Consider the following 14,766-nt stretch of genomic DNA (forward strand, 5'->3'; position numbering starts at 1 on the left):
AGTAGGGTTAAACTTTTAGGCCGCCAAAAATGCTGGTCATGATAACGCACAATACAATAAGTGTTATAAACACATAAAGTTTGTCTTTCTCTACCGCAAAAGCCACTAACGACATGGCAATGCGCAGTATAGGTGTGGCAATAAGTACCAACACGCCTAATTGAATTACTTCCGTAGCGTTAAATGCAAGTGCCCCCTTAAATATCCCGCTGAAGGTGGTATAGCCGGCACCCTCGCCCTTAAAATCATGGTAGTTTGGTATTGGAGCTTGCCCAAAATGCAGCAAATAAATTACACCGCCAACAAAGGCCACTATACTGGCAGTGATGACCCCGTACCTAAGCATCTGGCCAACCAGTTGCTCTACATCCTTATCATTAAATATTCCTGATATTGTCTTTTTCATACTACGGGCAATTAAAATTTGTGCTGAACACCGTTATAGATCATTTGGAGCGCCACGAACGTTATAGCTGCGCAGAAGATATAGCGCAGTACCTGCGGGTTCATACGGGTAAGCAGTTTGGAGCCTGTAAATGCCCCACCCAACACACCTAAAATTACCGGGAATGCCAGGCCGGGGTCCATATAACCGCGTTGCAGGTAAACCACTGCGCTGGCAGCAGCCGTAACACCTATCATAAAATTACTGGTGGTGGTACTTACCTTAAACGGAATGCGCATGGCAGTATCCATAGCCAAAACCTTCAGCGCGCCCGAGCCTATACCCAGCAACCCGGATATGATACCGGCAACAGTCATCATAGAAAAGCCTGCGCCTACATTTTTGAGCTTGTAGGCTACCTCGCCATCTTTTGTGGGGTAGCTGCTGTTAAGTTTAAGCAGGTATGATAGCTTGCTGCCCTCGGTAAGCGCCTCCTGATTTTTTTTTCGCAAGGTCATGGCGGCAGAGAAAATAAGCACGGCACCAAACAATATGGCAATAGTGTTGGTGGGCGTGTAAACGGCTATTAATGCACCTATAACGGCCCCAATGGTTGTTGCAATTTCCAGGAACATGCCCAGGCGTATGTTAGTAATCCCCTCTTTTACATAAGCACTTGCCGAGCCTGATGATGTAGCGATAGATGCAAGCAGTGCGGCCCCTATGGCATAACGGATATCCACCCCAAAAACAAGTGTAAGCAATGGTATAACAACCACGCCGCCACCAAGGCCGGTTAATGAGCCCAATAGGCCCGCCAGGTACGAGCCGAGCAATAATATGATGCTGAATGTTAAAATTGTCATGATATGTTGTATTAATAATTATTGTCTAAAATTTGCTGGAGTACCTGCTGCGCCTGTTTTTCCTTTTTGCTTTTAATGGCATCGAACAATTGCTGGTGCAGGTGATGACTCATGGCAAAGTGACTGATGCCCTGCGGTTCGCGGCTGGCAAAAAAATCGCGGATAATAAGCGTGAAGCTTTGGTACAGATCTACCAATACTGAATTGCCCCCTGCCCTGGCAATGGCCATGTGGAAAGCAATATCGGCATCCATACAGGCCTGCCTGTTTTCGTGTTGTATAGCTTCCTTACGCTCGTTAAGGTACTGCTGCATGGCCTGCAGATTTGTGGCATTGTGGTTTGTGACGGCCAACTTTACCAGTTCTTTTTCGAGCAGTTGGCGTACGGCGTTTATCTCATCAAAATCAGCACGTTTTAAGCGTGTGTCTATCGGTTCTACATCAAAATGAGCGTTAACAGTTGTGCCTCTGCCCTGCTGCACACTAAGCACACCGGCCATGGCAAGCGCTTTAATGGCTTCGCGTATGCTGGACCGGCCAACATTGTAAATCTTCATCAACTCGGGCTCGGCCGGGATGATTTGCCCCGGCTTGAATTTGCCGCTGCTGATATCAGCACGAATCTGGCTGCTAATTTTATCGCTTAACTTATCCTTCATGTACTCAATTCAACAAGACAAACATACGATGTTTTATTTAAACATCAGATGTTTTAGACAGAATTAATACTATCCTGACATTTACATTGGAATTACGGCTCTTTAAGAATGTTTTAGGTACGATATATTAACGGGAAGCAGCTCGGGGAAAATCGTTAGTTATCATTCTGTGGGAATACCCTAACAGTTTTAACATAGCGCCCTATGTAGTAGCTGTTCAGCGGCGTTTCGGTAACACCATTCTGCCTTCCGGATGTTGCATGTAAAAACTTAACTTCCTCGCCCGGCTTTGATGTGACGATACCCATATGCCCTACTTCTCTGATGGTGCTGTCTGTTCCTGTGAATAATATCAGGTCGCCGGGCTTAGCATCTTTTATGGACACCTCCTTATTTACATTTGTAAAATCTACCGAGCGGCGGGGAACCGCGATTTGAAAATGATTAAAGACGTAGGTTATAAAGCCCGAGCAGTCGAACCCGCTGTTTGGGTCGGCCGAGGCGTATTTATATTTGATGCCGTACAGCGTGGTAGCAAATGATACCAGTTGATCGGGCGTGGTAGCGCCTGTGTATATAGACGGTATTTGCCCGTCGGCCCCCGGCTTTGGCGGCGGCAGCGCATTTTGCTCGGTTTTGGTTACCGTATCGCCCTTATTGGTTATTACATAAGTAGGCTTACGCGCCTCACCACATGCAAGCAGCAGTGCCACCATTACACCGTACAAATATTTATGCATGCCTTCGTAACAAACATTGGCACAAATAGTTGGCTGTATTAAACCTTAAAGGTAACTTACTTAAGTATCAATTTACGAATGGTGTAATGAGCGTAATCGGTGAAGTAAATGGTGTTTTCATCTTTGGATAAAGCCATGTGATGTACCCTTACATCGGCTTTGGTACCAACGCCATCGCTGCCATCGTAAGGCGCGTGCGGGCCAACCAAATATTGTACTTTATTATTAGAGATCGACAATATCCGCCCGCCGTCTGCAACATACAGGGTGCGGCTATCTTTATTTGCTATAACACTATATATCAACTCAAAATTGTAGTTTTTAAACAGTTGCACAAACTCGCCGCTTTTTGTTAATTTATAGATGTGCTTTTGATTAACAACCAAATATTTAACGCCATTATATCCGCAAAATATTCCTGTTATAGCCGGGTATTCCTGGTCATAAAACTGGGCCAGTTTGTTTTTATCAGGAACGTAAGGACTGGTTCCAAGACTGTCTTTTGCATCAAGCAAAAATTTTGCTATCAGGCCCTGCGGCCCACCGTTTGTACCCGAGTGGTCAATTATACCTCCACTTAGCCAGTAATAATCATTGTAAGGATCTTTGGCCAGATCATAAAAAAACTCATTGCTCCTGATTTCAGGGTTAAACAGCGTACCATCCGGCCGCACTATCCAAACCTTGTACTTAAAAGTATGAGTGTACTCTAAAGCCAGTATATTTTTAGTGCCATCCTTAGCTATCTTGATGATTATTGGATTACGTAGTGAGGTACGGTCGGGCTGTAGCGGAATCTTAACGGTCGTTACTACACCCTCCTGCGTTATCTTGCGAATTTTGTTTGTGAAAACCTCGGCCACATACATGTCGCCATTGTCTGTAAGTTCAATACCCCAGGCACCGTTAAATCTGGCCTGGTTACCAGTTCCGTCCTGATAGCCTTTTACATTCGGTGTACCCGCTATTGTTTTTACCATAAAAGGCTGATATTCGGTGCTTACGGAAGCAACCATCAACTGATCATCAGCGCCTGTTACCGGCTGATTTGCAACGCCCTCCTTTGACAGGGTGTTATCTTTTTTACACGCGGTTATTGCCACCAAAAATCCGCACAAGAGCATTTTGTAGACATTTGTTTTCATAGCAAAAATGGTTTACATATTCAAAGTGAGGTATAATTATTGACTATAGCCAGCCGCCGAAAACGAATGTATAACAGGTGGCCCGATTATGAGAAGTAAAATCGATGGGTCACATTTTGCGCAATGCCAATTATTTGCACATATTTACCATATGCAAAATATTAAAAACATCATATTCGACTACGGAAACGTAATTTTTACTATTAATTTCCGCAAGGCGCAAGCGGCTTTCAAGGAGCTAGGAATTGCTGACCCTGATGCATTTTTTGGTCATCGCCAGCAGGACCAGATCTTTGACAAATTTGACCGGGGCGAAGTTACCGAGAATGAGTTTACGGCCTATGTTCGCGAAAAGATAGGTAATGAAGCTATAACCGACCAGCAAATAACCGATGCATGGAACAGCCTTTTAATTGGCATTGCGCCCGGTAGCCACGAAATATTGTTAAAACTAAAAAGCAAGTACCGCACGTTTCTGCTAAGCAACATCAACGCGATACATTATACATACATCATGAATTACCTTAAAACCGATTTTGGCTTTGATGATAATGAGCATTTGTTCGAGAAAACATATTACTCGCACCTTATAGGCAAGCGCAAACCGCAGCCCGATATTTTTGAACAGGTTTTACAGGAAAATAATCTGAAGCCCGAAGAAACGCTATTTATTGATGACAGTCCGCAGCACCTTGAAGCTGCCGCCAAATTAGGCATACAAACCTATTTGATGACCGCCCCGGATACACTTGCAAAGTTTGTTGAGCGTGAACATTTAGCTTAATTGCATTGCGGGTAACAAACCAATTCATAAACATATTGTTGCCTCAAATAAACGCCTATGTACACAGCACTGCTACACCAATATCAATTTGTAAAAGGATCAAGAGAGGCCCTGCTTAATTATTGCGTAACGCTTAGCCCCGAGCATTTAAACCAGCCCGTGGCCGAGTTTAATAACCGCAGCATAGGTTTTTTGCTTACCCACGTTGCAAATGTGTATCTGCATTGGATAGATGCCATTGCCCAAAACAAGCAGCCGCATTATTTTGATGATAATGCAGTACATAGCGTAGCAAGCTTGAAGCAATCACTTGACCTTGCCGATGTAAGCGTTAATGATTTTTTGCAATATCATAAAGACAACCTGGAAACGCCTGCACAATACACCATACCCGCCCGTAACCAAACGCATGAGCTGTCTCCGCTGCAAATATTTACGCATGTTACTACGCACGAATTTCACCACAAAGGGCAAATCCTAAGCATGAGCAGGATACTCGGCTATACCCCGGTTGATACAGATATTATCCGCACTTAACGTTTTGCTGCGCGGCGTTTCCTTTCTTTAACAATCAGGCTTAGTTCGCGGCTCATTTGGCCGGCAATAGCGGTATTTTCCTGCGCCCGGCGAAACAGGTAAGGTAGTACAGCTTTTATTGGTCCATAAGGCACGTATTTGGCTACGTTATACTTGGCATCGGCCAGGTTAAAGCTCAGGTTATCGCTCATACCCAGCAATTGCGAAAAATAAATGTGCGGATGGTTGTGCGGTATATTCTTCTCGTTCAGCAAATCGGCCAGCAGGCGGCAGCTGTCTTCGTTGTGCGTACCGGCAACCAACGCCAGGGTCTCATAATTGTCTGCGCAATAAATTAAAGCATCGTTATAGTCGCGGTCGCTTGAGGCTTTATCAGGTTGTATTGGTGATGGGTAACCCTTTTCCTGGGCACGTTTACGTTCTTTTTCCATATATGCACCGCGTACAATCTTGGCACCTAAAATAAAGCCTTCCTGCTCGGCAATGGCGTGGTCGGCCACTAATGATGCAAGTTTATCGTGGCGGTATAGCTGGTAGGTATTATATACAATGGCTTTTTCCTTATTAAAAAAGCGCATCATATTAAGCGCAAGGTTATCTATCGTTTTTTGGATCCAGCTTTCTTCAGCATCAATCATAACCGGCACGCCTTCAGAATGGGCCATTTCACAGATTGCCAACACGCGATCCTGAACCGTTTGCCATTCTACCTGCTCGTCAACACTCAGCTTAATGCCCGCATCCAGTTTTTCGAGCAAACCGAAACGTCCTACACCGGTAATTTTAAATACGGTGATGGGCACCGCATTATCCTTGGTAGCTCTTATGATGGTTTGGATGATCTCGTCGCGCGTGGCGTCGAAAACAGATTCGTCCTCCTCTCCTTCTACCGAATAATCCAATATGGTGCCTACCCCACCATTGCTTAGGTTTCGAATAGTGTCGTTACATTCGGCAATGGTTTCCCCGCCGCAAAAATGCTTAAAAATGGTAGCCTTTATCAAACCCTTAATTGGCAGGCCGATGTTGATAGCAAAGTTTGTAATAGGCGGGCCTATTTTAACCAGGAAGTTTACGTTTATTGCCTTAAACAGCCAATAAGCACGATTAAGATCTTTATCTGATGAGTGGCGAAAAGCGATTTCGGTATTTTCGAATGATAGTTTGCTGTTAGGGCTCATTTATGTGTTAGTTCATGGATCATAGTTTGCAGCCAATCATGGGCAGCCATGACCTGTAAACCTTTAACTACAATCCCCTACAATGTATTGTGCAAAATTATAAAATGATAACTCATTATTCCATGAATAGTTTAATTTTGCCAGCCATGACCGAATTTAAACTCGAAGGCGACTATATCCCAATGATACAACTACTTAAGGCCCTTAACCTGGTACAAACCGGTGGCGAGGCGCAAATTGTGGTTGAAGACGGCGAAGTAAAATACAATGGCCAGGTAGATTACCGCAAAAGGCTGAAGGTGAAACAAGGCGATATTGTTGAGTTTAGAGGTACCACCATCAAGGCTATTTAACATGGACACTATTCAGAGCGACGGCTATTCAATTTTCTTTGATGATAGCATAACCGAACTATTTAAATTTGTTGAACAAGGCAATTACTCAAAGGTGTTTGTACTTACCGACGACAATACCGGCATACATTGTTTGCCCTTACTGCAGCCGCATCTTGTTAAGCTTAACAGTTACGACCTGATAGAAATTACCGCCGGCGAAGAAAATAAAACCATTGATTTTTGCATTGGCGTTTGGAAAATGCTGATTGATTTTGGTGCCGACCGCAAGGCGCTGATGATAAACCTGGGTGGTGGCGTAGTAACCGACTTAGGTGGATTTGTAGCTTCGACCTATAAACGCGGGATCGACTTTGTGCAGGTACCCACTACCCTGCTTTCGCAGGTTGATGCATCTGTAGGTGGCAAAACAGGTGTTGATGTTGATGGTATAAAAAACATCATAGGTACATTTACCCAGCCAAAAGCCGTTTTTATGAACGATGGCTTTTTAAGCACGCTGCCTCAAAGGCAACTACTATCGGGCCTGGCCGAAATGCTGAAACATGGCCTGATATGCGATGCCGATTATTGGGATGAGTTGAAAGAAAGCGACCTGAGCTTACCTTCTGCCGAATTGATCTATCGTTCGGTTGAGATTAAGAATGCGGTGGTGTTGGAAGACCCGCATGAAAAAAATATCCGCAAGGCCTTAAACTTTGGACATACCGTTGGCCACGCGGTTGAAACCTATTCGCTTTTAAATGATGATGACCCGCTTACACACGGCGAAGCTATTGCTATTGGCATGATATGCGAAGCGTGGCTATCAAATAAAAAAGCTGGTTTAAGCACCAATCAGTTAGACGAAGTAGCATCTGTAATTACCAGGTTGTATCCTAAATACGAAGTAAAGGCCGACAGCCAGGCAGAGTTGTTTAAGTTGATGCTGAACGACAAAAAGAATTTTGACGGGCAGATCAACTGCACTTTGTTAAAACGTATAGGCGATTTTAGTATCGATAACCTGTGCACGGAAGTGGAGCTTTATGACAGCCTTAACTACTACGCCGGTTTGTAATACAACTGTTTGTTTTAAGCTTTAAACAAACAGCCCGCTTAATGCTATGTTAAAGTGCTTAGATCATTTATTGATCGCAAAGCTATTTTAACATGCCCAAATTAGATCTGCGCAGCGAAGCCGTTATTGTACTAATCAGTTTGCTGGTAGTGCTTACACTTGTGGAGATGTGGTTTAGCTATCGCGAAAACCGCCATTACTACGAAAAGCGGGATACGCTTACCAATGTCTATTTAACATCGCTTGCATTTATATTCAACCTGGCTGTAAACGCCTCATCGTTATTACTTTTAAACTGGGCTTACCAGTTCAAGCTATTTCAAATTCATAACATGTTTTTGTATTGGATGGTGCTCATAGTAGTGCAGGATTTTTTGTACTGGGTGCTGCATTACACCGGCCACTATTGCCGAATGTTTTGGGCCATGCACGTAACCCACCACTCGTCCGAGCATTTCAATATTACAACCGGGTTTAGGTCTACCGTTTTCGAGCCGCTTTACCGTACGTTCTTTTACATGCCCTTAGCATTAATGGGCTTCAACGCTATAGATATTTTATACTCATACTTGATAACCCAGATGTATGGTAACATTGTGCACACGCAGTACAAGGTAAACCTGCCCAATTGGTATGCTTTTATATTTGTAACGCCTGCTCATCACAGGGTGCATCATGCATCAAACATCCCCTATCTGGACAAAAATATGGGGATGCTTTTTATTATGTGGGACAGGCTTTTTGGTACCTTTAAAGATGAGGATGAAACTGAGCCTGTAAAGTACGGTCTGACGCATCAACCCGAAGACACAGGCCCGGTAAACATTATTTTTCATGAATGGAAAGCATTAATTGCTGATGTACGCAGGGCGCCCGGCTTTAAAAATAAAGCGGCATACCTGTTTAATCCACCTGGTTGGAGCCATGATGGCAGCACACAGACCGCAAAGGTATTACAGCGTGAATACAAAAAAATCGCTTAAATACTGCTATTTACCTTTAAATAGTGCGGATACATAGCCAGGCAAACTCTTTACCTTCACATACAGGTAAAGCACGAGTGAGCTTTTGATAGTGTAAGGAATACTTTTAACAATATCACTGGAGTTGTCTTTATGCATTAAACGGTGCAAATAATACAGCGCTTCTAACGAGGAGTAAAAGTTTTTATCTATCAGTTTTATATCGTAGATGGCCTTGCTATCGTTACGAAGCACAGGCATCTCATCACCTTTTTGCCTGCCAAGCCAATCCTCGTAGTAGTATCGGTTATCTGTTAAAACAGGTTCTTCGCAATTTGAAAGATATTTGCCGGTAGCGTACCAGAAGTTGTACCAAATGTATCCGCCGTGCCCGCCAAATTTTCCGAATGGATTTTCATCGCCAATAGCAGGGAATAAGCCTACCTTTTCAACCCCATCCTTTCCTAAAAACTGCATGTTTTTTCGCCAGTGCGAAAACGTCCGCTCTAATAGCGTTGTATCTGTTAACGACCTTGTGAATAAGCCGTGCGACATTCCCTTTGAATGGAAGTAAATATAATTCCTCTCAGGATCGGCGGTTGCTAATTCGTAAACAAGCTTAATCCCGGGATATTCAAATTCATTCACCGTTGACGAACTGATTATAGCATCCGGCACAATTGTTTTAATAATGGCCTTAGCACTCTCGGTAAGTCCATTGTTATCAGTGATATGAACATACAAATCGGCTTCTGTAAAAATGCCATAACTTTTCATTTGCAAAAGCTGGCCGGCAATTATGCCTTGCCAATTTGCCAATGGCGATATAAAAACGTTATAAACAATGGCAATGCTGCGCTTTGTGGCCGCTAAATCTATACTTACATCATTTTCATATTTGTCTTCCAAAACATTAAATACTCTTCCATCAGTTATGATTTGTAAATATCTCCTATGCCCTGCAATGGAATATTTGCGTTTTAACTCGTAGTTTTTAGGAATAGTGAGTACGCCCCCGCTAATCATTTTAATAAGATCCGCGGAAATATCAACCGTATCAAGGGGCGACATATCTGCATTGAACGTTCCGTATAAAGCTATGATTTGATGTAGAGGTTGCAAACTGGTAGAAATAGGTGTTTTAGTAAATGCTTAACCCGGGCAAATTTAATTATTACAAGCAGTGCATAAAACGTAAAGCGAATTATTGCTTGTTAATAGAGGGGTGTAGACAAAGACAAATTGAATACAGATACTATTAACCAATCAATTTTACACAGTCTTATACTTTTATAATAGAATTCGAAATAGTATTTTCGGAAGCATAAATATGACCCACTTTGTCTCCAAAATACAATTTAAACATTACGAAAAAGGAGAATTTACTGATGAGCAGAAAAGAACGCTACAGGAAACGTTAAATTTAGTAGCCGATTTTCCGTGGGCTGATCAAAATCATTTTACATCTATTGAAGAAACCGGCCCATCTGTAACCATTGAGAATAATCAGTCAGAATATATAAAAATAGGCTTGTATTACAGCGGAACGTATGGCGTTTACTACCGCGATAAATTTGCGCTTGTTTCAAAGTCGTACGCAGCCGATCTAACGGAACTTACAAAAATCATAACGGCCTTTTTTGAGAATCGGTTAAACGCCAATGACTTTAAAAAAGATTTTTTTTTGTGGATAAGCAGATATCATTTTGTATCAAAAAGTTTCGTTTATAATGTTAAGCCCTTTAAAACATTGCTTCTGAGCATCTTTTATATTATATATTTTATAGTACTGCTATGCTTTGTGCGCTCGATAAATTCGGCTGCTAAATTTGAAAAGTCATCAACAATCTTTTTGGTGCTATTTATTTTATTATGTTATTGCCTATGCAAAATTGCAGCTGTTCACTGTCGATATAAAAAACACTTCATAAAAGTATCAAAAGCTTCCGCAACATTTACATATGGCAATGGCGTTAACATTAAAGAGTATAATAAAGCTGATATAGAAAGCATTACAACTTTCAGCCCAAAAAATAACCGCAGTCCAAATATGTTTTTTGTTTTTATAATCAATTTCGTTAACGGCGATAAAATCAAGTTTAACAATATGATGATCTCTGAAAGTATTGTAACAACAAAATTCCCTAACACAAAATTTACTATCAGCAAAGGTAGTTCATTTTGGAAGCTCTAATCTGTTTTAAGAAGCTATATGAAGTTTTAACCAAATAAAATTCTGTTCGACTAAATTATTTTAAGAAAAATAAAATTATCTATTGACAAAATGTTTTTTACTTGTACATTTACGGCATAACAAAAACAATGATCACATTACGCGCATACTTTTATGGTTTCTTCTTTTACTTTAGCAGTAAGAGCCGGGCCTGATATGTGCAAACAGAACATAAAAAATCAGAAAGTCCCGGCCTAAAAGCCGGGACTTTCTTGCTTTACATACATTATGAAAACCGAAAGACCGAGAGTTGCAATACAGGGTATCCGCGCTTCCTTCCACGAGGAAGCCGCATTAAGATACTTTGGCGAAAACATTGAAACCGTTGAGTGCAATTCATTCAAGCAAACGTTTGAGGCCCTGCAAAACAAGGAGGCTGATTATGTTGTAATGGCTATCGAGAACAGCATAGCCGGCAGCATATTGCCAAACTACTCGCTTATGATGAGCTATAGCTTCCCGGTGGTTGGCGAGGTGTATGTACCTATACAATTGCACTTAATGGCTTTGCCGGGTGTACGGTTTGATGATGTTAAGTATGTAACATCCCACCCTATTGCTATACGCCAGTGCATTGATTTTTTTGACGAGTATCCGCGCTTACAAATTGTTGAAAGCAATGATACAGCCGCATGTGCCAAACGCATTCGCGATGAGCAGCTTACAGATACCGTTGCCATTGCCAACGCCCTGGCGGCACAATTATACGGCCTGGATGTATTAGAGCGCCGCATCGAATCTAACAAACTAAACTTTACCCGTTTCCTGATCCTTACCACGCATGAAAATGCACGTAAAAAAACAGGTGCAAATAAAGCATCATTGTGTTTCCAGGTTAATAACGAGGTGGGCGCACTGGCTAAAGTGTTAAATATTTTCGCGCATGAAAACGTGAACATGAGCAAAATCCAAAGCATGCCGGTTTTAGGTAAGCGTAATGAGTATAATTTTTACGTGGACATTGAGTGGGGAGAAACGCGCCAGTTTGATAACGCCATAAAACAGATCCTTAAATACACCCATAACTTTAACATACTGGGCGAGTATTTAAAATACGAGGAAGACACCCAGGCGCCAAAACCCGCCCCGAGCCCCGAGAGCACAAAACGCTACATTACGGTAAGGAAGATAGAATAGTATTTGGAGTCGAAAAGTTCCGATGTCGGTAAGTCCGAAAGATTAAAGGAAATAAAATCAGATAATTAACAAAAAATAAACATAACATACTACCGGACTTAACGACTTATCGTACTTCCGGACTAATAAAATCGATATGAAACACAATTTAAACATACAGCCGCTTAACACCTGGATCAATCAGGCAGGCAAACAACCTTTGGTGATATCTGGCCCGTGCAGCGCCGAAACTGAAGAACAATTGGTAGCAACAGCACACCTACTTGCCCAAACAGGTAAAATAAGCGCCCTACGCGCAGGTATCTGGAAACCACGTACCCGCCCGGGCGAGTTTGAAGGTATTGGCAGCATTGGTTTGGAATGGTTAAAACGCGCTAAAGCAGAAACAGGCTTGCCTACAGCTGTTGAAGTAGCTACCGCAAAACACGTTGAAGAAGCTTTGGCTGCAGGTGTAGATATCCTTTGGGTAGGTGCACGCTCAACAGCCAACCCATTCACCGTGCAGGAAATTGCCGATGCTTTACGTGGTGTTGATGTACCTGTAATGGTTAAAAACCCTGTAAACCCCGATCTATCATTATGGGTGGGTGCATTGGAGCGTATCAACAACGCTGGTATTACCAAATTAGCGGCCATACACCGCGGCTTTTCATCATACGAGAAATCAGCTTTCCGTAACGAACCGATGTGGGATGTAGCCATCGCGTTAAAAACCCTTGTACCTGACCTGCCTATCATTAACGACCCAAGCCACATTACCGGCGCACGTGATTTAATTGCTTACGTATCACAAAAAGCATTGGATTTGGACATGCAAGGTTTAATGATCGAGTCGCACATCGACCCTTCAGTAGCATGGACGGATGCCAAACAACAAGTTACCCCTGCTGCCCTTTCAGATATTATTGATCACCTTGCATTACGTAAGCCCGAAGTGCGCAACACCGAGGTTAACGATAAACTGCATGAATTACGCAACCAGATAGATAAGATTGATGATTTGCTGATCCAGAAAATTGCTGAGCGTATGCAAATTGTTGAGAAGATTGGTAACTACAAAAAAGATAACAACATTACTATTTTACAGGTTAACCGTTGGGATGAGATTCTGCAAAAACGTGTTGGCTATGGTAAAGCTTTAAAACTTAGCGGCGAATTCACCGAAAAACTATTAGAGTTATTGCATAGTGAGTCTATCCGTAAGCAAACCGAGATCATGAACGACGAAGCCGGGCAAGCAAAAGAAAAGCTTACCCACGCATAAGCGAGCCCGTTGTTAGCAAAATATTGGTTTCATATTATACCCCGGCTGTGTAGCTTTGCCATGCAGCCGGGATATTAGTACCCTGTTACAAAATCTATTAATGAAACATAACATTACACTTACCAAGCAAGGCAAATCGGCAAACGGCACCATACAACTTACCGGTTCAAAAAGCGAGTGTAACCGTGCCCTTCTTATTGAGGCCCTTAGCGACGGTAAAGTAAAGGTTGAGAATATATCTGACGCTGCCGACACTGTTACGTTGGCGGGAATACTAAAGCCAGAGATTAATGACCAAAGATCAGAGATTAGTTCTGATAGGAGCCTCACCTCTAATCTCCAATCTCAAACCTCTGAAGTAAACATTGGCCCGGCTGGTACGGCAATGCGCTTTTTAACAGCTTACTATGCCATAGGCAACCAAGGAGTTGTGCTTACCGGGAGCGAGCGCATGAAACAAAGGCCCATTGGTATTTTAGTTGATGCCTTACGCACCCTCGGTGCGGAAATATCTTATGAGGAAAAAGACGGCTACCCCCCTATCAGGCTGAGCGGAAATTTCACTCAAAAAACGGATAAGATTAGCATCAAAGGGAACATAAGCAGCCAGTATATCACTGCATTACTGCTTATAGCACCTAAATTGCCGCAAGGACTTGAAGTACATATAGAAGGCGACCTTACATCGCGCCCGTATGTAGAAATGACATTGGCCATGCTTAAGCAAGCGGGCATACAGTACAATTGGAATGATAATGTCATAGCCATTGCACATCAGCCTTATCAGGAAACTACGTTACTTGTAGAACCCGATTGGAGCGCTGCAAGTTATTGGTATTCCATAGCGGCATTAAGCGACGAGGCGGAATTATTTTTACCCGGCCTAACATCATACAGTCTTCAGGGCGATAGCGTGATAACCGAAATTATGGCCAGCTTTGGCATTACATCGGTATTTAAGGATGGTGGCGTACATCTTAAAAAAGAAACGAAGCCGCTGCTACGTACTGAGTTTGATATGATTAAATGTCCGGATTTGGCGCAAACTGTAATTGTTATTTGTGCAGCGCTTGGCCACGAGGCTACCTTTACCGGTCTGGAAACATTGAAGATCAAGGAAACCGACCGCGTGCTGGCATTACAAACCGAGCTGGCGAAAATGGGCGTGAAGTTGATAGAAGAAAACGAAGTTTATAGGCTTGATTGCAGCGGCCGTTTTATACCGCAGCAAATGTTTGTAGGCACGTACGATGATCACCGCATGGCCATGGCTTTTGCACCGTTGGCTATCATCATCCCCGAGTTGGAGATTGAAGATGCCGATGTTGTAGAAAAATCATACCCTGCATTTTGGACAGACCTTGAAAAAGTGGGATTCTTTTCAAAGGCGAAAGTGTAATTAAGGTTAAGGTTAAAAGTAGAAAGCTCTAAAACCAACGCGTCATTGCGAGGTACGAGGC

16 protein-coding genes are annotated in these 14,766 nt (G+C 42.7%); 9 read left to right on the forward strand and 7 right to left on the reverse strand.

The genetic code is table 11. The features are described 5' to 3' along the window. Nucleotides 1-7 precede the first annotated feature (7 nt). The 5 genes from FPZ43_RS16750 to FPZ43_RS16770 form a co-directional block, all read right to left on the reverse strand. Nucleotides 8-406 carry a DUF1634 domain-containing protein gene (locus tag FPZ43_RS16750; RefSeq protein WP_146383091.1) on the reverse strand — a complete coding sequence of 133 codons (399 nt, stop codon included), beginning with the start codon at nt 404-406 and terminating at the stop codon, nt 8-10. Between the two features lie 11 nt (nt 407-417). Continuing rightward, nucleotides 418-1,251: a sulfite exporter TauE/SafE family protein gene (locus FPZ43_RS16755; RefSeq protein ID WP_146383092.1), complete on the reverse strand. Its 834-nt coding sequence runs from the start codon at nt 1,249-1,251 to the stop codon at nt 418-420. 11 nt (nt 1,252-1,262) lie between these two features. Beyond that, nucleotides 1,263-1,910 carry a FadR/GntR family transcriptional regulator gene (locus FPZ43_RS16760; RefSeq protein ID WP_146383093.1) on the reverse strand — a complete coding sequence of 216 codons (648 nt, stop codon included), beginning with the start codon at nt 1,908-1,910 and terminating at the stop codon, nt 1,263-1,265. 155 nt (nt 1,911-2,065) lie between these two features. After that, the gene (locus FPZ43_RS16765) at nt 2,066-2,650 is read right to left on the reverse strand and encodes a C40 family peptidase (RefSeq protein ID WP_146383094.1); all 585 of its coding nucleotides are present in this window, start codon (nt 2,648-2,650) and stop codon (nt 2,066-2,068) included. Between the two features lie 56 nt (nt 2,651-2,706). Next, nucleotides 2,707-3,795: an amidohydrolase family protein gene (locus FPZ43_RS16770; RefSeq protein ID WP_146383095.1), complete on the reverse strand. Its 1,089-nt coding sequence runs from the start codon at nt 3,793-3,795 to the stop codon at nt 2,707-2,709. Nucleotides 3,796-3,946: 151 nt separating this feature from the next. Between FPZ43_RS16770 and FPZ43_RS16775 the strand changes: the two genes are divergently transcribed. Then, nucleotides 3,947-4,579 carry an HAD family hydrolase gene (locus tag FPZ43_RS16775; RefSeq protein WP_146383096.1) on the forward strand — a complete coding sequence of 211 codons (633 nt, stop codon included), beginning with the start codon at nt 3,947-3,949 and terminating at the stop codon, nt 4,577-4,579. A gap of 57 nt (nt 4,580-4,636) precedes the next feature. Then, on the forward strand, nt 4,637-5,116 hold the full coding sequence (locus FPZ43_RS16780) for a DinB family protein (protein ID WP_146383097.1): 480 nt from the start codon (nt 4,637-4,639) through the stop codon (nt 5,114-5,116). On the opposite strand, the gene FPZ43_RS16785 is transcribed toward FPZ43_RS16780, so the two are convergent. Next, nucleotides 5,113-6,297 (reverse strand): proline dehydrogenase family protein, encoded by a 1,185-nt coding sequence (locus tag FPZ43_RS16785; RefSeq protein WP_146383098.1) that lies wholly within the window; start codon nt 6,295-6,297, stop codon nt 5,113-5,115. The genes FPZ43_RS16780 and FPZ43_RS16785 overlap by 4 nt on opposite strands. Before the next feature lie 146 nt (nt 6,298-6,443). Here FPZ43_RS16785 and FPZ43_RS16790 point away from each other — a divergent pair, with 146 nt between their 5' ends. The 3 genes from FPZ43_RS16790 to FPZ43_RS16800 all read left to right on the forward strand — a co-directional run bounded on the left by FPZ43_RS16790 (nt 6,444) and on the right by FPZ43_RS16800 (nt 8,693). Continuing rightward, a complete protein-coding gene (locus FPZ43_RS16790; RefSeq protein WP_146383099.1) occupies nt 6,444-6,650 on the forward strand; it encodes an RNA-binding S4 domain-containing protein in 207 nt (68 codons plus the stop codon). Between the two features lies 1 nt (nt 6,651). Further along, the gene (gene aroB / locus FPZ43_RS16795; protein WP_146383100.1) at nt 6,652-7,710 is read left to right on the forward strand and encodes a 3-dehydroquinate synthase; all 1,059 of its coding nucleotides are present in this window, start codon (nt 6,652-6,654) and stop codon (nt 7,708-7,710) included. A 92-nt stretch (nt 7,711-7,802) separates the two neighbouring features. Then, the gene (locus FPZ43_RS16800; RefSeq protein ID WP_146383101.1) at nt 7,803-8,693 is read left to right on the forward strand and encodes a sterol desaturase family protein; all 891 of its coding nucleotides are present in this window, start codon (nt 7,803-7,805) and stop codon (nt 8,691-8,693) included. 6 nt (nt 8,694-8,699) lie between these two features. On the opposite strand, the gene FPZ43_RS16805 is transcribed toward FPZ43_RS16800, so the two are convergent. Beyond that, complete coding sequence (locus tag FPZ43_RS16805) at nt 8,700-9,794, reverse strand: hypothetical protein (RefSeq protein ID WP_146383102.1); 1,095 nt, start codon at nt 9,792-9,794, stop codon at nt 8,700-8,702. 208 nt (nt 9,795-10,002) lie between these two features. Here FPZ43_RS16805 and FPZ43_RS16810 point away from each other — a divergent pair, with 208 nt between their 5' ends. From FPZ43_RS16810 to aroA, 4 genes are all read left to right on the forward strand, one after another. Beyond that, complete coding sequence (locus FPZ43_RS16810; RefSeq protein WP_146383103.1) at nt 10,003-10,866, forward strand: hypothetical protein; 864 nt, start codon at nt 10,003-10,005, stop codon at nt 10,864-10,866. Nucleotides 10,867-11,133: 267 nt separating this feature from the next. Further along, nucleotides 11,134-12,042: a prephenate dehydratase gene (locus FPZ43_RS16815; RefSeq protein ID WP_146383104.1), complete on the forward strand. Its 909-nt coding sequence runs from the start codon at nt 11,134-11,136 to the stop codon at nt 12,040-12,042. 136 nt (nt 12,043-12,178) lie between these two features. Beyond that, the gene (locus tag FPZ43_RS16820; RefSeq protein WP_146383105.1) at nt 12,179-13,306 is read left to right on the forward strand and encodes a chorismate mutase; all 1,128 of its coding nucleotides are present in this window, start codon (nt 12,179-12,181) and stop codon (nt 13,304-13,306) included. Nucleotides 13,307-13,406: 100 nt separating this feature from the next. Further along, nucleotides 13,407-14,705 carry a 3-phosphoshikimate 1-carboxyvinyltransferase gene (gene aroA / locus FPZ43_RS16825; protein ID WP_146383106.1) on the forward strand — a complete coding sequence of 433 codons (1,299 nt, stop codon included), beginning with the start codon at nt 13,407-13,409 and terminating at the stop codon, nt 14,703-14,705. Nucleotides 14,706-14,766: the final 61 nt, after the last annotated feature.

The organism is Mucilaginibacter pallidiroseus (assembly GCF_007846085.1).
Lineage (GTDB): Bacteria > Bacteroidota > Bacteroidia > Sphingobacteriales > Sphingobacteriaceae > Mucilaginibacter > Mucilaginibacter pallidiroseus.